The following is a 17615-nucleotide window of genomic DNA, read 5'->3' on the forward strand; positions in this document are numbered from 1 at the left end:
CCACTAGAGTACAATAAGGATAAGAATTTAAAGAGAAGCCTTTATATCAATCTTGCTAAGCTAAATCAATTTAAAAAATTCAAAAAATATTTTTAAATCATTTAAGACGCTTTTGTTATTCTAATCAAAATGCCAAAAAAAACATCTAGCAATAATCTTGCTAGATGTTTTCTCATTCTTATTTTTGAACTTCAATTAGAGTAGAACCTTTTTGTGCTTGTGTAGCACTAGTGATGTTCATTCCCTTTATATCATGTCCATTAGTGATCACTATAGGTGATATGATAGATTTTGCTTCTTTTGCAACTTTATTTAAATCTACTTTTAGAAGTTTGTCACCAGCTTTTACCTTGTCTCCTGCTTTGATAAATGCTTCAAAACCTTCACCCTTCATGTTCACTGTGTCGATTCCAACATGTAATAGGATTTCAACGCCTTCTGTTGAACGAATTCCGATAGCGTGTTTTGTTGGGAAAAGATTTACAATCTCTCCATCAACTGGCGAACAGAACACTCCGTCTTTAGGTTCAATAGCTACACCGTCTCCTATAAGTTTACCTGCAAATGTTTCATCTGGAACTTTTGATAGAGGAATGATTTTACCAGCCGTTGGCGAAACGACACTCAAACCACTTACAGCTGCTGGAGCTGCTTGCATCAATGATTTTATTTCATCTTTTAATCCCTCTGCTTCTGTACCAAATACTACCTGTAAACTTCCACCGCCTGCGTCCATAACTCCAGCTGAACCAAGTGCTTTCAATCTGTCTTTATTGACTTTAACAGTTTCTTTAACTTCCAATCTAAGTCTAGTAATACAAGCATCTATTGCAATGATGTTTGCTGCTCCACCAAGTGCGATAAGTACCTCTCTAGCCTTGTCTGATGCTGAAATCTGTGCACTGCCTTCTTCCATATCTTCTCCACGACCTGGTGTTTGTAAATCGAATTTCTTGATGAGGTAGTAGAATACTACGAAATACATAACTCCGATAAGTGGTCCAACGATATAGAATAATTTCCAAGGATTTCCGGCATTGAAGTAACTAATACCAAAGTCAATTAGTGATGAGGTAAATGTATAACCTAATCGAATTTGGAATAAGTTAATCAAGAAACCACCAACGAATGCCAAGATAATGTGTGCCAAGTAAAGTACTGGCGCTACAAATATAAATGCAAATTCAATCGGCTCTGTAATCCCTGTGATAATTGATGTTAAAGCTGCAGTTAACATAACTCCACCTACTGCTTTTCTGTTTTTCTTCTTAGCTGTAAGTGTCATTGCTAAAGCTGCTGCTGGCAATCCAAATATTTTTAGTGGATACTCTGATGCCATGATATTTCCGGCTGTAATATCCCCTGCAAAGTAACGAGCACTTTCACCTCTAAATACCTGTCCTGCTGCATCTGTAAATGACCCAAAGTCAAATAAGAACGGTGCGTAGAACACGTGGTGAAGACCTGTTGGAATAAGCGCTCTATTTCCTGCTGCAAATATACCACCTGCAAGTGAGAAACCTCCTACTTGAGCATCAACCACGCTTGTACCAAATGCATTAAGTGCATTCTGGATTGGTGGCCAAATAAATCCAAGTGCTATACCAAGGAACAATGATGCAAATGCCATAAGTATTGGCACAAGTCGCTTTCCTTCAAAAAATCCAAGTACTGGGTGAAGTTTTGTCTTATAAAATCTATTGTAAAGATTCGCTGCTACAAGACCAATCAATATACCACCAAATACTCCTGTTTCAATAGAAAATGGTAATTCTCTAAGAGTTCCCATAATCTTAAGTACGTTAGCCATAGTAAAATAACCAACTGCTGCTGCTAAACCAGATACTGCTGCTCCACCAGTGAAACCAATGGCAACACCGATAGCAAATATAAGTGGTAATTGTTCAAATATGGCAATACCACCTTGGAACATCAAACTTCCGATAGCATTTAGCATTGCATTAGCTACCTCTCCGTTTGCATCTAGACCTGCATTTTGTACCATACGACCAAATGCTACTAGAAGACCTGCTGCTGGCAATACTGATACTGGTAACATAAGTGATTTACCAACTTTTTGTAATACCGCAAAAGCTTTGCTCTTTTTCTTACTCATCGTAACTCCTCCTCATTGTTTTTTTCTCTTTATAATTGCTAATAATATAAACTTAAAATAACTAAAATATAAAAGTAATACTCTCTTGGGCCCTTTTTCACTCTCTTTTCGCCATTAATTATGGCAAATAAAAAAGCATGACCTAAAATTTAGATACGACTTCCATGCCACGCTCTTAGTTATAGTTCTAGATAGATTACTCCCGTTATGAGAGTCACCACTCTAGAATACTAGCGTCATGGGTCATATGCCAAATTTCAGATCATGCCTAATCGAATTAGTAACACTTCTAAATTTTTAGCCGTTATTAAGTTTTACCAGATGTATGGCTATATAGCCAATCTCACTATCTGGAACCTTAAGCCCTAGCTGTTGTTCTATGATAAGTCCAACATCAAAGGCGATCTTGTACTCAATTATATACTTCGATTTGATTTCTGTCAAGAGATTATTTGAAAGGGGTTTCTCTTCCTCTAATCTTTTAAGTACGCCTTTTATATGAATTATAAATCTATTATAGTCAAATGCATGCTGCTCAAAGTCAATTCCTAGCTTGCTTTCAATGTGATTCTTAATAGTGTTCATGAGCTTTACATCTCTAAGTGCTCTGGTCTTATCAACTATTTTTAAACCACTGTGAACATGATATGTCAAAAAGCCTACTTCATCATCTGGAATCTCTAGTAGAAGTTCATTTCTAAGAATTTCCACTCCTCTTTCTGCCACATCATAAGCTTGTGGATAAAGCAATTTGGTCTCATTTAAAAACGGATTGTGAATTTCAATTTTGTCCTGTAATCTCTTAACTAAGAATTGTATGTGATCTAATAAACCTGCATGATCACTCATACTGTATTTTTTGCCTGTCTTTTCGTTCACCATTATGAGTATTTTCTGGACTGCTTCTATAACTTCAACATCTATCTTCTCAAGAAAATTGTCTACATCCTTGTTCTGCAAACCCTCTAGCGATATGTATTGTATTTCTATAGCCTCTGTATCCTCAAAAATCTCATTTTTCTTTTTATTGTAACCGATTCCGCTACCTGTAAAAATATAATTGCGTTCACCGTCTGTTACGGAGATGACATTGTTATTCAAAACCTTTTTGATAGTATATGATTTCATCTCACGCCCTCCTACTCCTCTTAGAATCCAAACCCAGACACGCTTCTCCTTCACCCCATACAAGCGCACCCTTATCATACCTCTAAATTTTTATTTTTTCAATGGATTTTTTTGCAATTCGTCACCTTTTTGTTATGAATTTGTCACTTAATCCACTGTTCTAAACTTTATACTCATTATATAAACATGTTTAATAATTTTCAAGGTGGTGTCCAATTTGATTACAAATTTAGTTATACTAGGTATCGTTAGCATACTAAACATACCTATCAATCAGCCCTTTATCCCATGCTTTGAAGCAACTCCAGGTTTCTATAAAACTGTAGAAACAAAACCAATAAAATTTTTGTCAAAAAACGATTTAAAAGGATATGCTTTTGACTCTAGATACAGACCAAAAGATGAAATCCTTGTAGGTTTTTTGACATCATCCCACAAATTGTTAGGTCCATTTGAACAAAACGCTTTTTATATAGGCATGAATGATTTCAGCACCGGTTTCTCTCAGGGACTAGCTCCAGTTAAAAAGAATGGACTTTGGGGATATGTTGATCACAATGGCAATGTAAAAATAGACTTTCAATTTTTATACGCAAATATTTTTCAAAATAATTTCGCTGTTGTAGAAACAAGTGATGGTTGTAAATACATAGACAAAGATGGCAACTTTGTTTTTGATAAAACATTTGACGATGCATGTATGTTTGATAGAGATGTAGCTCTGGTAATGAAAGATGATCTCTATGGATTCATAAATTCAAGTGGTGATTTGATATGTGATTATGAATACACCAATTTAGAATTTCCAACATTTTCTGAAGCACCAACCTCAAATGAAATCATGGTTCTTTACAAAAATGATTTATGCGGATACGTCAGAGTTACATCAGATAGCGTAACACCTCTGACCGATTTTAAGTACTACAAACTCCGCCCCTATACAAATTCGAGTGAACACAAGTTTGTAAAAGCAATAAAAAAAGGTGATGAATACGTAGAATTCATCCTCGGCTTTATGGATGATGAATTCAAAGAAATCTTTTCTTACACAGAATCAGACTATCAATTTGTAGATGAATTATACGATGGTCTACATCATTTTGCAACAGCAGAAGGTTTTCACGGATTTATGGATGAAAACTTCAATACAGTCATAAAACCGAAATTTCACTACACAAAGACATTCTCTCACGGCCTCTGCATAGTGGAAAATTTAGAACAGTCAGGTTTAATTGATATTAGCGGAAATTTCGTATTAGATTTTCAGGATGTCCCTATAAAAACATTTAGTGTAGATGGTAACGATTTAATTCTGCGCTCTGATACACAAAATAATGGTATAACCGCTACTATAAAAAATTACTTCACAGATGGAATATCAAAAATAGATGCAAATACACTAGTTTGGACTGATTAGATTGTCAATCCTCTCTTGCACTTCTTCAATCTCTTCATTCTCACAATTTCCATCTTTAAGTATTCTTAGCACTTCATTGTAATCATCTAAAGCCTGGGCATTCTGACCTAGGCTTTCTCTCGCCTGAGCCCTATCAAATATAGCATCTATATCTGATTCACTCAATTCTATACATTTATCATAATCATCTATTGCCTCTTCATAGTTTCCAAGAATATTTTTTACACTCGCTCTCAAATAATAAGCATCTGCATCATCTTCTATTCTAGATATTGTTTCGTCAAATGCAGAAAGTGCTTCCTCATAATTTTTTATATTTAGCAGTGCCCTTCCCAGATTATAATAAAAATCTGGCACGTAATTCTTTCTTTCAATAGCTGCTTTGTAATCACCTATTGCCTCTTCAAACTTCTCCATATACTGATATATATTTCCCCTATTGTAGTAATTGTCAGCATCGTTTTCATCTAGCTCTATACACTTGCTGTAGTCATTTAGTGCAAGTTCTAATTCTCCGAGCTCCTCATAGGATATTCCTCTATTCATATAAGCATTTACACAGCTTTCATCATTTTTTATAACCTCATCAAATTTTTCTATAGCTTTTTTATATTTCCCTTTTTCAAATAAATCAAATCCCTTTTCAAAAACCTTGTCCATATCGCTCATATACGACCTTCCTCTCATCTATTTACAAATTTTCTCTGTTCTACTCATTATATCAAAATTTCTATTGATTTTGGCAATCTAATATCAAATGCTAGTCCACTAGGAGTATTTTGACGTATTATTACACTTCCTCCCATAGATTTTATATTTTGCTCTAATATATACAAGCCTAAACCTTGTCCACTTATATTTCTATGCTTTACTCCTCTGTAATACGGCTCTAGTATATTCTGCACCTCATAATTATCAAGACCTTCTCCATTGTCTGTAAATACTATTTTAAAATCTGAATTTGATTCTTCTAAGTGTATTTCTACATTCGACCCTTCACCTGCATATTTGTAGGCATTCGTGAATAGATTGTATAATATTTGCCTGAATTTATATTCGTCAAGTTCTACTATAAGCGTCATAGGTAAATTTTTCTTAATAACCATGGATTTTTTCTGATATTGTAATCTTAGCGATTGTGCAATTTCATTTATTATACTTACTACATCAAACTTTGAGATAGTATTATCGTCTACATCTATGTCCGTATCTATTAATCTATCAACATCATTTAGCAAATTTGATAACTCAAATATATTTTTCCGAAATACCTTTAACTCTCTTTCATCCCAATCTATTATTTCATCTTCTATCCCTTCAAGATGGGTTTGAATTATTGTTATTGGTGTCTGCGCCTTGTGTCTGAGTTCGTCCGTTAACCGTTTTCTATGTCTCTGCTTTAAGTGTAAGCTCTGATTTAGATTTCTCAAACTATTTTGTACAACTCTTATTTCTTTTATATTCGAATTTTTATTATTTATTGGTCTATTTAAGTCAATAGATTCAGCCATATTTGAAGTCTCGATTAAATCCTTACTCATTAACTTGCTGAGATATAATCCTACTGCCAAGGCTAACACCCCAGCTAATGCAAAGCCCATAGCTCCATATCTAATAAGTGATGATTGAAATTTTTTCGCTACTAATGACTCTTCTATAGAGCTATTTAAAATAATATGCATTTCAGCAACCTCTACATCGTCTGCTTTTATAATATATCTGTCAGTTTGCTCAAATCTAGACCCCATCATCATGTGCCGTGACATATTGTTCTTCGATACATATAATATCTGATTTTTATAAGAATCAAATATCTTTATCCCCACTATTGGATCATCTAAATGAGTTTCTAATTCCGCTCGGAAACCATTTAAATCAAAGTTTTCACTATTGGTAAACTCATCCTGTACGTATGTTTTTAGCTCGTCTATATGATTATCATATGATTCAGAAAGGTATTTCATAAAGTATTTGTCAACCATTGAATTTAAAAATATTGTATTTATTGATATAGCTATAAAAGCAATAGCCATAAGTGAAAATAGCAATGTTTTTCTAATCGTCACTATCATCACCTCCAAATTTATAACCTGCACCGTATTTTGTTATAATGAATTTAGGCTCTTTAGGATTCTCTTCTATTTTGTGCCTCAATCGCTTTATGGACGAATCTACACTTCTATCATAACCGTCATAATCATATCCGAAAACTAAATTTATAAGCTGCTGTCTTGATAAAACTTGGTTTTTATGGTCAAAGAAAACTTTCATAATTTTGTACTCTAGTGAAGTTAAACTCAAATTTACTCCATCTTTATATAATATCTGCGCATTAGAATCTAGTGATAAATTTTTGAAAGAATATCTACTAACCGCCAAATCTCCATAAACCCTTTTGAGCATCACTTCTATTCTCTTAATCAATTCTTTAACACTAAACGGTTTAACTATGTAGTCATCTGCGCCTAAATCAAATCCCTGCAATCTATCTATTTCTTCTTTCTTCGCACTTACCATCAACACTGGAATGTCAGATGTTTCTCTGATGTTTTTTAAAACCTCAAAGCCATCTATTCCGGGCATCATTATATCAAGTAATACTATATGATACGTTTTTTTACCAAAGTAATCTAGAGCCTTAAATCCATCACTAGCTACATCATAGTCGTATCCGTATTTCTCGAGATATTTTTCTATTATGTTACTAATGTCTATCTGATCCTCTACTATCAAAATATTGTATGTCATATCTCTACGCTCCTTCAAAACATCTAGTATGTGAATCTATTATTTAAATCTATTAATCTTCTCTCATTTGACACTCCCCATGTCTAAAAACAGGGCTTTACTTCAAATTTGTAATTCTCCTAATTTAACAACAAAGACTAGTCATTCTAGACTAGCCTTCGCAGAAAGATGGGTCTATATAGATTTACCCAATTATTTAAAAATTATTTTTTTGAATCAATTCTTTTTTCCTCAAATACTCTTCTTCGTTTATATCACCATTTACATATTTGTAATTTAGTGACTCAATTGTCTTTTCTAGACTAGATGTTTTTCTTCTTCTCGAAATTATTACATAGACAACAATTCCCACGATTGCTAATAACGCTATTGTAAAAAATCCTCCAAATCCTCCGAATCCGTGCACAGGCCAAAATCTGTTCATACCTCTACCCAAACCATACTCAGGTGAAAAACAATGTCCAAAAAATTCATATCCTCGTCCTAACAACATCATAATATATCTCTCCTTCTTCTAAATTCTATTTTTCACTATCTCTGATTTATGAGACTCTTCATTCTCAAATAAGTCGCTTCATCTATATCACCATTTATAAATTTTGCATCTAATTGCTTTAGCGAAGAATCTTTTTCTGAATTCCCCAAATCAAATTTACCTGGCATCTGATCCTTAAATAAGAAATACACTACAGCTAATAAAATGATAACTCCAAAAAACATCATATCCCAAACCTCCTCTCTACCCCATATCTCCTTTATTAATTACATTATGTAATAGAAATGTGGCAACAATGTGGCAGCGTAAATAAATTCAAACAAAAAAACTCCAATAAGTTACCCTAGGATGGTGCCTGGCACCATCTTAAGGTAACTTATTGGAGTTAATTGATGTTTTTATGTTTTCATAAAGTGTTTTTATTAATTTTTTCTAACTTCCGCTATAGCTTGTTCACCTCGCTGCTGCGCTGATTTAAGCGCTTCATCGATTGATTTTCCATTGAAAAATACTTGATCTAATTCTTCTCCGAGTATATCTAATGCATTTATTTGACCTATGATTCTAGTTCCTTGGAATCCATTGTCAAAACTAACTAATCCAACACCTTTTATTGGATTCTTCTCGATATACGATTTGTATTCTGGCAATTCTCTAGCAGAATATCTAACTGGTAAATAACCTGTATTCATTGAAAAATAGGCCGTGTTTTCTGGAAGTGTGAGGTATTTTACATATTTCCAAGCCGCTTCTCTCTTTTCACTGTCAACAGTATTAAATACAGCAACATTTGTACCATAGTACAATTGATCATTTGTCTTGTTTGCTGGAAGTGGAGCTGCAAACCAATTCATATCTTCTGGCACACCTTTTTGAATGTATGGTATTGCAGAAGTACTAGCTACACACATTGCAGCTCTTTTTTGAGAAAATGGTACATTTGAATGCTTATCTTCACCAGCTGTTCTAGCTATCTTGGCTTCAATCATACCCGCAATGAAACTAACAGCCTCTTTTGTAGCTTCAGAATCAAAATTTAATTGATCTTTTTCCTCATCTATTATCACTCCACCTGCCTGTTTTACCCATGGAGCTATATCTGTTGATATATTGTTCGCAAATACCGTACCATAAATTTCTGGCTCTCCATCACCATTTTCATCTATTGTGAGTTTTTTATTAGCTTCACTCCACTCTTCCCAAGTTTTAGGAACTTCTACACCTGCTTTATCTAGCATATCTTGATTGTAATACAATACCATCTGACTTTTGTTAAATGGAAAAGCATATTGTCTATCGTTCCAAATTCCATCATCCAAGAACAATGGTGGAATATCCTCTAGTTCTTGATCACTAAGTCCTATTTTAGAATCTTTCATATAAGGTGATAAATCTTCAACTAAACCTTTATCCACATACCAGCTAAGTCTATTGCAATATATTTGAGTCATTGTTGGAAGTGCTTTGGCTTTAGCCGATGCCATCAATTTAGAAAATAAATCTCTATATCCTCCTTGATGCACTAATTTAACCTCTATATCCTCATTTTTTGCATTAAAATCATCTGTGAGTTTTTGAAGTGCTTCTCCTTTTTCTCCTCCCATTGCATGCCAAAATTCAACCTCTACTACCTGCTCTGTTTTAACTTCTGCCTCTGATTTAACCTCTTTTTTCTCTTCAATTTCAGCCTTTGTTCCGCAACCTGATAGCGCAATTAACATAGCCCCAAATATGCAAATCGCCTTCATACTTTTTTTCATAACTTCTCCTCCTTGAATTCTTTTATTAAAAGGGAAAACTAACCCTTTATGCCACTATTAGACACCCCATCTACTATCCATTTCTGCAAAAAAACATAGACCACAACCATTGGAATTATAATCATAGTACTAGCAGCCATGAGTAAATTATAATCAACTCCTGCTTCTGAACTGAAATAAGACAGCGCAACGGGTAGCGTTCTTAACTCTTGTGAATTTGTTACAATTAAAGGCCACATAAACGCATTCCAACTACCCACTATTTTTAATATTGCTATACTTACAAGTGCAGGTTTAGAAATAGGTACCATTATCGTCCATAAGTATTTGAAATCACTACATCCATCTATTTTGGCTGCATCGTATAAACTCTCTGGAATCTGTAAGAAATACTGTCTAAGCAAAAATATAGTAAATGCACTTGCACACCAAGGAATTACAAGCGCTTTGTATGTATCTATCCAATTTAACCTACTTAGCGTTATGAAATTAGGTATGAGCAAAACCTCACTTGGTACCATCATAGTTGCTATCATAATTGTAAATAGCATATCTCGCCCCCAAAACTTTAGTTTTGAGAATGCAAATGCTGCTAATATAGTAGTTATAAGCTCTCCGATGGTTATTAAAATCGTCACTATAATTGAATTTCTTAAAAAAACCCCAAACGGAGCCATGTCTAGCACTTTTCTATAATTATCAAATCGAAATTCACTAGGTATTATTTTCATAGGAACTTGCATAACTTCTTTGCTTCCCTTAATTGAGGTAAGTATCATCCACACAAATGGAACTATTATAAATACTAGTCCAATAATAAGCACCATGTATATCACTATTTTTGAAAGCTTCGTTTTAATCATAAATACTTCTCTCCTAATCTACTAGTATCAGTGTTATTAGTTTATTAGTTTACTTATTTATTAGTTTACTTATTTATTAGTTTACTTATTTATTTGTTTACTCCCTATCTTTAGCTGGACAATTGTAAATGCAAGTATTATTACAAACAATATAAATGTCGCTGCTGCCGCTATAGAAAATTGCCATTGATTATAGAATTTATCAAAAATATAATACACTATAGTTAGTCCACTTTTTAGAGGGCCCGTTTTCTTGTCATAAATCACAAATACCTCGTCAAAAATTTTAAATGAGCTTATGACAGATGTTATAAGTACAAAAAATAAAGTTGGCTTCAATAAAGGTAGAGTTATTTTAGAAAACAATTTAAATGAATTTGCTCCATCTATCTTTGCGGCTTCATAGTATTTTTCATCTATTGCTTGTAGTCCAGCTAAAAACAATATGACCTTGTATCCTAGTCCCCTCCAAATACTCAATATGACAAGTATAAATATAGTCTTTTCAGGATCATTTAACCACGAGATTTTAGTGAAACCTAATTCGCTCAATATTTGATTTATAAGACCATAATTTTTGCTAAAAATCCATCTCCATACCATAGATACAGCAACGCTCGATGTTACAAATGGCAAAAAATAAACGCTTCTAAAAAATCCTCTAAGCTTTATAGAAGAATTTAAAAGTACCGCAATAAAAAGTGACGCAACCATCGAAAGTGGCACGCTAAATAGTACAAATGTACTTGTATTTTTTAGTGCTAGATGAAAATCTGGGTCTCCTAATACATAATAAAAATTGTCCAATCCTCTCGCATAAACTTCTCCACTTAAATAATCAAAATCTGTATAAAAACTCATTGTGAAAGACTGTATTATAGGATATATCTGAAATAATCCTATAATTAGAAAGGCAGGAGCTAAGTAAAATATAGCTCTAATACCATCACTCTTTTTCAAATGCTTCACCACTTCCTGAATAAATCTTTAATATATAACTACAAAAATGTTTACCAACCTTAAAAATATCACGATTATTCGCTTGGGTAAAATAGTATTTTTCTATGATTTCCCATTATATATATGGATTTTTTATACGTAATTACACGTCTTTAATTGTATGCCTTTAACCTAGCTTATAATCAGATTTCATCTATATTATTGATTATAAATATGATATTTAAGCGCAAAAAAACAGCAAGAAAGAATTGGTTTTCTTCTCCCTTGCTGATAGCATAACCTCTCATATTTGCTAACTTTTATTGCATATCGCAAAAAATTAGTAGCGAAAGGTTTTGTTATTTTACAAATTATTTTGGTTTTGTTTTAAGTTTTGTTTTGATATTTCAAATTTATGTTCATATGTTTTGGTTGAATTAATTTAAGTTTCTCACTCTGAGATCTAGCTCGCCATTGCTTTTTTTACTAAGCACTCATCAACATGAAGAATGATGTTAGAAAGCGAGTTTACATAACTTCCGAATTCATTGTCGTACCATCCGAATATTTTAGCATGGGTCACTGGAACTTTAACTTCCCCCACAACGCCCATGTTGTGAATCATGCTATTTGGAAGTGATAAAAATCCTGTTTTCGTACTAGTCTCACATCCCTCTATCACTGCCGATGCCTTGAATCCTCTAACATCCATAGATACAGTTTGCTTTTCAGCAAAGTGTAAAAATGATTTCTGACCATTTTCAGACGCCTCTCTGTAAATATTGTTAATAAATTCAGATGTAAGCGTTGGTTCTCCCGATGCTTCGAGTTTCGATCTGAAAGTAAGATTTAAAGATACTAGCGATACTGTATTTGTTGGAACACGTACAGAATCAGCCATAAATCCTATATTTTGTATCTCTGGCATTACAAATTCCAATGCCTTTGCCGCACCTGTTGATGTCAATATAATATTATTAAATACCGAACGATTTCTTCTAAGATCCTTAGCGTTTTGTTTTGGAAGTGCATCGAGTAATTTTTGATTATTCGTAGCCGCGTGAATAGTCGACATCGATGCAGTTAAAAATCTTGAAGGACTTATTCTATCAAGCAATGGCTTCATCATATGTGCAAGTGCTGTAGTAGTACAGCTAGCACCTGAAACGATTTGATGCTTCTCAGAATCATAATCCTTGTGATTGATTCCATAAACTAGCATAGTTGCATCCTGTGGCATCACTAATTTTTCACCTGGAATTTTAAAAGGTGCACTAACTATGACTTTTTTAGCCCCTGATTCTAAGTGGCCTCTCAAACTTCCCTTTAAATTATCTGCTGGTGCTTTTGGATCTAGGAATTGTCCCGTACAATCTACTACTATCTCCACACCATATTTACCCCAACCGATATTCTTTGGATTGCGATCTTTAGTAAGGAATTTGATGTACATCCCGTCTATTCGTACCTCGCCCTTTTCCTCGTCTAATATCTCAACCTTAAAATCTTTGCCAGCATACCCATACATGAATCTTTCTAGCGATCCATATGTAGAATCTGTCAAAATGAAATCTAATAAATCCTCTAAACTTTGTCCTGCAGTACGCCCAATACTGACAACAAGTCCGTCGAAGTGCTTGAGAATCAATTGATTCCAAAGTACCAATTTACCTATTCTACCTAGTCCGTTGATACCTAAATACTTCCCATTTTTTTGCATGATATTCCCTCCAAATTTGGTTTGAGGGTCCCTCTTTCCCGCTATAGCTTTTTACTTTAATCGATTAAATTTTAGTGATCCAGCTCACATTTAGTATTATACATCAAATCGGGACAAATTTGTACCCACTTTTTAAAATATTTTTGTTAACATTTCATAGTATCTCTTCCAAGCAGCTAAATCATCGCGTTTTGCTAATCTAATTTTTTTTTGATATAATAAATAAAATTTAGTATTTGGAGGTTTTTCTATGAATAATGATTTAAATACCAATATAAGACTTGCTCAAAAAGAAGATTTACCTGCACTAACGGAAATATACAACCAAGCTATAATAAATGGTGGATGCACTGCTGATATGGATACATTTACTGTAGAGGAAAGACTTCCATGGTTCGAAAGTCATCAAAACGAAATGTATCCTCTTTATGTATACACAATTGATGAAAAAATAGTTGCCTACGTCCATCTAAGTGGATACCGCCCAGGAAGGCGTGCTATGAAACATGTAGCGGAAGTCAGTTATTATGTGCACTCTGATTACCATGGTCAACATATAGGATCAGCTCTTCTCTCTTTCGCCATAGAAAAAGCACGTGAATTAGGACTAAAAACTATACTAGCAATACTTCTAGGTTGCAACAATAAAAGTATAGGTCTCCTTGAAAAATACAAGTTTGAAAAATGGGGTCTACTTCCTGACATAGCAGATTTCGATGGCAAAATCTGCTCTCATCTATACTACGGCCTAAAAATATAAGCATAAAAAAATGCGCTTGGCTTATTTCAAAATCTCTGAAATATAATCCAAGCGCATTTCTATAACTACTCCGTAATATCTTTTCTATTGAACGCCAGCAAACTAGCCCCCAAAAATACGACTATATATACTATACAAACCATCATACTAGTTGTAAAATCAGCACTCTCTATAAACATATTGTTGTGCGTATTTATAAGTAAATTTTCAAAATGATATTTGTAAGCAATTGGAGATAGAATTTGGAAGAATATCAAAAGTCCAACTGTGGCACCTATAACAGCACCTGTTCCTCTGAAAAATACTGCCATAAGCAAAACTATCATACTAAATCCAAGCATAGGAAGCATTCCACCTACAGTTTGTGTAAATAATTCGAACATTATTGATCCGCTCATCTTGAGCTCTCCAAATTTTATAAGCTCTATAACGATTCCCAATATTTGACACCAAGCTATAAATATTATTCCAACTGGAATAAGTGCAATTACCTTTCCTAACAAATAGCTACTTCTCTTGATAGGATGTATCATAGAAAGCTTAAGCGTTCCTGATTTGTATTCTTCTGTAATAGAATCTGCTATGATTATGGCAAATAACATCGGCAAAAATGTCCTTGAAATCTCATTTACCATCAAGTCTTGTGCCATTGTAGCCTCAGTAGGTGCAACTACCATTAGCCCTGCAATTGCAAACGCCAACACTCCGAATACATACAATTTTTTCGAATGAAAAATTTTATACATTTCATTTCTAAACACTCTAAACATTTGCAATTCCTCCCTTAGTAACCTCAATGAAGTAATCCTCTAATGATTGATTACAAGGTACTACATAATCTATATCTATTCCAGCGCTAAATAATTCTTTATTCAAATCTCTCTGGCGTCCCTTTTGAACTTTTACAATTAAATCGCCAGTTGAATCTGCATCTAAATCAACATAGTCCAAACTCTCTATTATCGTTTTTGCTCTTTCAGCTGGTTCGCATGATATCTCTGCTCTGTCATAGTCCTTATCTAAAAGTTCATTAACTCTACCTTCAACTACAGTTTTGCCTGCCTCGATTATCACCACTCTATTACAAATTTGTTCAACCTCTGCTAAGAGATGAGTCGATATAAAAAATGTTATGCCCTCTTTTTCAGCTAGTCTTACAATCAGTTCTCTAACCTCTTTTATTCCCTGTGGATCCAATCCATTTGTAGGTTCATCTAATATTACAAGTTTAGGTCTATTAATAAGGGCCATTGCGATTCCAAGTCTCTGCCTCATTCCTAACGAATATGTTTTTACTTTGTGCTTGCTTCTATCCCACATTCCAACGAGTTTTAAAACCCGCTCTACATCAGCATCACCTAATTCACTATGCAAATTTGCTATTAGTTTTAGATTTGCTTTTCCAGACAAATGATCGTGAAATTTAGGAGTCTCTACAACCGCTCCAACATTCTTTATCCCTTTCAGAAACTCGTTATCCATATCAGATCCTAGAACAGACACTTTTCCAGAATTTTTTCTAATAAGACCGAGTACTGATCTTATAGTCGTGGTCTTCCCCGAACCATTTGGTCCTAAAAATCCAAATACATCTCCTCTCTCGACTTCAAAACTAATATTTTTAAGTATTGACTTTCTGCCATACGACTTGCATAAATTCTCTACTTTAAGTACAGGCACACTCCCCATAATTTCCAGCTCCTTTATCTTCTCTCTAAATCGTTTGCTAAAATACGTCCTAATCTTCATGATAAGATACTATCAGCCAAATATTATTGTAGAGTTAATCAAAGATGAAAATAATATTAAAATGTAGCTACCTCAATTTCATTTCCAAAGTTTTTGACCAACTATTTATTTTAACCGTTTTTATTATTGGCATTTTTTGTAACTTTGTGTTAATATTTATGTAATGAAACTAATCCATATTAATTTCCATAAAAAATGTCTAAACCAATTTATTAAACTTAAAATATTCTGAAATCCAAGTTTCATATTAAGTTTAGGAGTGAAATAATGAATAAAACCAAAAACACAGTATTTTTAATTATAGTTATCTTAGCTGTTCTTTTAATCGCTAACAAATTTATCAATAGTGGAAAAAATCAAATAACCATAGCATCTTATGATAGATGGCTAAGTGATAGAGTTGATATTTTCATGGGTAATAGAAAAGAAGAACTAAAAAGCGATTTACTAAAATTTAGATCTATGCCTAAGGAAGAACAGCAAGAACTAGTTGATTTTCTAAATAATCCAAATGAAATTAAAGAATTTTTTAAAAATGAAATAGATAGTAAAATCTCATCTTCAACATATGAGTTAAGTGATTCGGATAAAAAAGATGACGTTAGCATTCTCAAAGTTGAAGACTCCATTTCTTTTTCTAAAAATGGAATTGATATTTTTAGAATCAGAGGTAGTATTAGATTTAGACACCAAGGCTCTGCGATAATAGATCCACCTATTAACGGGACCATACATGTGACTAAAAACTTATATCCAAATTTGAGCTATGAAATGAGTCCCATTTCCCTCTATACTTTAAGCTCTACGGCCTGTGCTACTGCTACTGTAACTTTAAGTTTAAAAGACATTGACTTAAATGGTTACGATATTGTATTCATGGGAAAATCTAATGAAGAAACGGACTTTGAGATAACAGCTTGGTAAATATTATATTCCTAGAGTCTGCACCAAATAGATTAAAAAATCTATTTTGATGCAGACTCTTTTTTTCTATTGATTTATAATTTTAATAAAAAGATAAATTTGAATATAAGTGTAATATTTTACCGTTATTGCGTGTCTAATAACTGAAAGGAGGTAGAACTTTAATGAACAAAAATACTCTCAGCGAAGAAGACTTTAATAATTTGATAACAACTTATGGTACAGATATCTTAAGGCTATGCTATTTATATCTAAAAGACTATCAGTTAGCTGAAGATGCTTGTCAGGAAACTTTTATAAAGGTCTACAAGAATTTTTATAGTTTCAATGGCCATTCATCAATGAAAACTTGGATCACAAGAATATGTATAAATACATGCAAAAATCATCTTCGAAATTCGTGGTTTAAGAAAATCGTATTGAGCAGTGAAAAAATAATAAATGCAGAGGTTTCAGACAAAGATGTGTTTGAAAATCTGAATAAAAGTGACTTATTTAGCTCAATAATGAAATTGAAACCAAAGTACAAAGATATCATTTTGATGTACTATTATCAGCAGCTCTCTACAAAAGAAATAGCCGAGATACTAGAAATCACGGAGGCTAATGTATCCACTCGCTTATTCAGAGCTAGAAAAAAATTAAAAAATGATATAGGAGGCGTAATTTATGAATAACATTGAAGAGTTAAAGCATTATGTAGATGAAAATATGAAAGACATAAAAATTACAGATGATATCAGAAAAAGTATACTTAAAAAAAACACCAGAGTAAAATCTCATGCGCTTAAACACGTTGCCATAATAATTTTGCCTATGCTATTGATAACATTTTTGGTATTTAATAAACCAATAGGCTATGCCGCACAAAATATTTTGAGGTATGTACCCGGCATAAATATATTAGTAGAAGATAATAATCATAGACAATATGGCATCTTAGAACCCCTAAGAATAAAAATTAATGAAGAGAATTACATAGTCGTAAATTCAGC

Annotated in this window: 18 protein-coding genes; 5 read left to right on the plus strand and 13 right to left on the minus strand. The window is 33.3% G+C overall.

Annotated features, from left to right (window positions below; genetic code table 11):
• Positions 1-178 precede the first annotated feature (178 nt).
• The gene (locus tag N4A40_06215) at positions 179-2116 is read right to left on the minus strand and encodes a glucose PTS transporter subunit IIA (GenBank protein MCT4661442.1); all 1938 of its coding nucleotides are present in this window, start codon (positions 2114-2116) and stop codon (positions 179-181) included.
• A 297-nt stretch (positions 2117-2413) separates the two neighbouring features.
• Complete coding sequence (locus tag N4A40_06220) at positions 2414-3244, minus strand: PRD domain-containing protein (GenBank protein MCT4661443.1); 831 nt, start codon at positions 3242-3244, stop codon at positions 2414-2416.
• Between the two features lie 217 nt (positions 3245-3461).
• Between N4A40_06220 and N4A40_06225 the strand changes: the two genes are divergently transcribed.
• On the plus strand, positions 3462-4661 hold the full coding sequence (locus N4A40_06225) for a WG repeat-containing protein (protein MCT4661444.1): 1200 nt from the start codon (positions 3462-3464) through the stop codon (positions 4659-4661).
• Here the strand turns inward: N4A40_06225 and N4A40_06230 are convergent.
• The 9 genes from N4A40_06230 to N4A40_06270 all read right to left on the minus strand — a co-directional run bounded on the left by N4A40_06230 (position 4644) and on the right by N4A40_06270 (position 13187).
• The gene (locus tag N4A40_06230) at positions 4644-5330 is read right to left on the minus strand and encodes a tetratricopeptide repeat protein (GenBank protein MCT4661445.1); all 687 of its coding nucleotides are present in this window, start codon (positions 5328-5330) and stop codon (positions 4644-4646) included. The genes N4A40_06225 and N4A40_06230 overlap by 18 nt on opposite strands.
• Before the next feature lie 47 nt (positions 5331-5377).
• Positions 5378-6727: a HAMP domain-containing histidine kinase gene (locus N4A40_06235; GenBank protein MCT4661446.1), complete on the minus strand. Its 1350-nt coding sequence runs from the start codon at positions 6725-6727 to the stop codon at positions 5378-5380.
• Positions 6717-7409, minus strand: coding sequence for a response regulator transcription factor (locus N4A40_06240; protein MCT4661447.1), 693 nt, complete (start codon positions 7407-7409; stop codon positions 6717-6719). Before N4A40_06240 ends, N4A40_06235 begins: the two co-directional genes overlap by 11 nt.
• Before the next feature lie 196 nt (positions 7410-7605).
• Positions 7606-7905 carry a hypothetical protein gene (locus N4A40_06245; GenBank protein MCT4661448.1) on the minus strand — a complete coding sequence of 100 codons (300 nt, stop codon included), beginning with the start codon at positions 7903-7905 and terminating at the stop codon, positions 7606-7608.
• Between the two features lie 35 nt (positions 7906-7940).
• Positions 7941-8132: a hypothetical protein gene (locus tag N4A40_06250; protein MCT4661449.1), complete on the minus strand. Its 192-nt coding sequence runs from the start codon at positions 8130-8132 to the stop codon at positions 7941-7943.
• 195 nt (positions 8133-8327) lie between these two features.
• Positions 8328-9665, minus strand: a complete 1338-nt coding sequence (locus N4A40_06255) for an ABC transporter substrate-binding protein (GenBank protein ID MCT4661450.1) — start codon at positions 9663-9665, stop codon at positions 8328-8330.
• A 38-nt stretch (positions 9666-9703) separates the two neighbouring features.
• Complete coding sequence (locus tag N4A40_06260; protein MCT4661451.1) at positions 9704-10528, minus strand: carbohydrate ABC transporter permease; 825 nt, start codon at positions 10526-10528, stop codon at positions 9704-9706.
• Between the two features lie 81 nt (positions 10529-10609).
• Positions 10610-11497 carry a sugar ABC transporter permease gene (locus N4A40_06265; protein ID MCT4661452.1) on the minus strand — a complete coding sequence of 296 codons (888 nt, stop codon included), beginning with the start codon at positions 11495-11497 and terminating at the stop codon, positions 10610-10612.
• A 433-nt stretch (positions 11498-11930) separates the two neighbouring features.
• The gene (locus N4A40_06270; protein ID MCT4661453.1) at positions 11931-13187 is read right to left on the minus strand and encodes a hypothetical protein; all 1257 of its coding nucleotides are present in this window, start codon (positions 13185-13187) and stop codon (positions 11931-11933) included.
• Between the two features lie 250 nt (positions 13188-13437).
• Here N4A40_06270 and N4A40_06275 point away from each other — a divergent pair, with 250 nt between their 5' ends.
• A complete protein-coding gene (locus tag N4A40_06275) occupies positions 13438-13947 on the plus strand; it encodes a GNAT family N-acetyltransferase (GenBank protein ID MCT4661454.1) in 510 nt (169 codons plus the stop codon).
• Positions 13948-14012: 65 nt separating this feature from the next.
• Here the strand turns inward: N4A40_06275 and N4A40_06280 are convergent, their stop codons facing one another.
• Both N4A40_06280 and N4A40_06285 read right to left on the minus strand, forming a co-directional pair.
• On the minus strand, positions 14013-14717 hold the full coding sequence (locus N4A40_06280) for an ABC transporter permease (GenBank protein ID MCT4661455.1): 705 nt from the start codon (positions 14715-14717) through the stop codon (positions 14013-14015).
• Positions 14710-15696: an ABC transporter ATP-binding protein gene (locus N4A40_06285; protein MCT4661456.1), complete on the minus strand. Its 987-nt coding sequence runs from the start codon at positions 15694-15696 to the stop codon at positions 14710-14712. The genes N4A40_06280 and N4A40_06285 overlap by 8 nt, the downstream gene beginning before the upstream one ends.
• A 267-nt stretch (positions 15697-15963) precedes the next feature.
• Between N4A40_06285 and N4A40_06290 the strand changes: the two genes are divergently transcribed.
• The 3 genes from N4A40_06290 to N4A40_06300 all read left to right on the plus strand — a co-directional run.
• Entirely contained in the window at positions 15964-16620 is a 657-nt protein-coding gene (locus tag N4A40_06290) for a hypothetical protein (GenBank protein MCT4661457.1), read from the plus strand.
• Between the two features lie 164 nt (positions 16621-16784).
• Complete coding sequence (locus tag N4A40_06295; GenBank protein MCT4661458.1) at positions 16785-17297, plus strand: sigma-70 family RNA polymerase sigma factor; 513 nt, start codon at positions 16785-16787, stop codon at positions 17295-17297.
• Positions 17290-17615, plus strand: a 326-nt coding sequence (locus N4A40_06300) for a hypothetical protein (protein ID MCT4661459.1), incomplete at its 3' end; no start/stop codon positions are given. The genes N4A40_06295 and N4A40_06300, both read left to right, overlap by 8 nt.

Source organism: Tissierellales bacterium, assembly GCA_025210965.1.
Taxonomy (GTDB): Bacteria; Bacillota; Clostridia; order Tissierellales; family JAOAQY01; genus JAOAQY01.

What these genes read in the sequence shown, in the direction of transcription:
- N4A40_06290 (MCT4661457.1), top strand. Translation starts at nt 15,964, where the DNA reads ATGAATAAAACCAAAAACACAGTATTTTTAATTATAGTTATCTTAGCT.
- N4A40_06230 (MCT4661445.1), bottom strand. Translation starts at nt 5,330, where the DNA reads ATGAGCGATATGGACAAGGTTTTTGAAAAGGGATTTGATTTATTTGAA.
- N4A40_06220 (MCT4661443.1), bottom strand. Translation starts at nt 3,244, where the DNA reads ATGAAATCATATACTATCAAAAAGGTTTTGAATAACAATGTCATCTCC.
- N4A40_06260 (MCT4661451.1), bottom strand. Translation starts at nt 10,528, where the DNA reads ATGATTAAAACGAAGCTTTCAAAAATAGTGATATACATGGTGCTTATT.
- N4A40_06285 (MCT4661456.1), bottom strand. Translation starts at nt 15,696, where the DNA reads ATGAAGATTAGGACGTATTTTAGCAAACGATTTAGAGAGAAGATAAAG.
- N4A40_06215 (MCT4661442.1), bottom strand. Translation starts at nt 2,116, where the DNA reads ATGAGTAAGAAAAAGAGCAAAGCTTTTGCGGTATTACAAAAAGTTGGT.
- N4A40_06250 (MCT4661449.1), bottom strand. Translation starts at nt 8,132, where the DNA reads ATGATGTTTTTTGGAGTTATCATTTTATTAGCTGTAGTGTATTTCTTA.
- N4A40_06255 (MCT4661450.1), bottom strand. Translation starts at nt 9,665, where the DNA reads ATGAAAAAAAGTATGAAGGCGATTTGCATATTTGGGGCTATGTTAATT.
- N4A40_06245 (MCT4661448.1), bottom strand. Translation starts at nt 7,905, where the DNA reads ATGATGTTGTTAGGACGAGGATATGAATTTTTTGGACATTGTTTTTCA.
- N4A40_06240 (MCT4661447.1), bottom strand. Translation starts at nt 7,409, where the DNA reads ATGACATACAATATTTTGATAGTAGAGGATCAGATAGACATTAGTAAC.
- N4A40_06280 (MCT4661455.1), bottom strand. Translation starts at nt 14,717, where the DNA reads ATGTTTAGAGTGTTTAGAAATGAAATGTATAAAATTTTTCATTCGAAA.
- N4A40_06295 (MCT4661458.1), top strand. Translation starts at nt 16,785, where the DNA reads ATGAACAAAAATACTCTCAGCGAAGAAGACTTTAATAATTTGATAACA.
- N4A40_06275 (MCT4661454.1), top strand. Translation starts at nt 13,438, where the DNA reads ATGAATAATGATTTAAATACCAATATAAGACTTGCTCAAAAAGAAGAT.
- N4A40_06270 (MCT4661453.1), bottom strand. Translation starts at nt 13,187, where the DNA reads ATGCAAAAAAATGGGAAGTATTTAGGTATCAACGGACTAGGTAGAATA.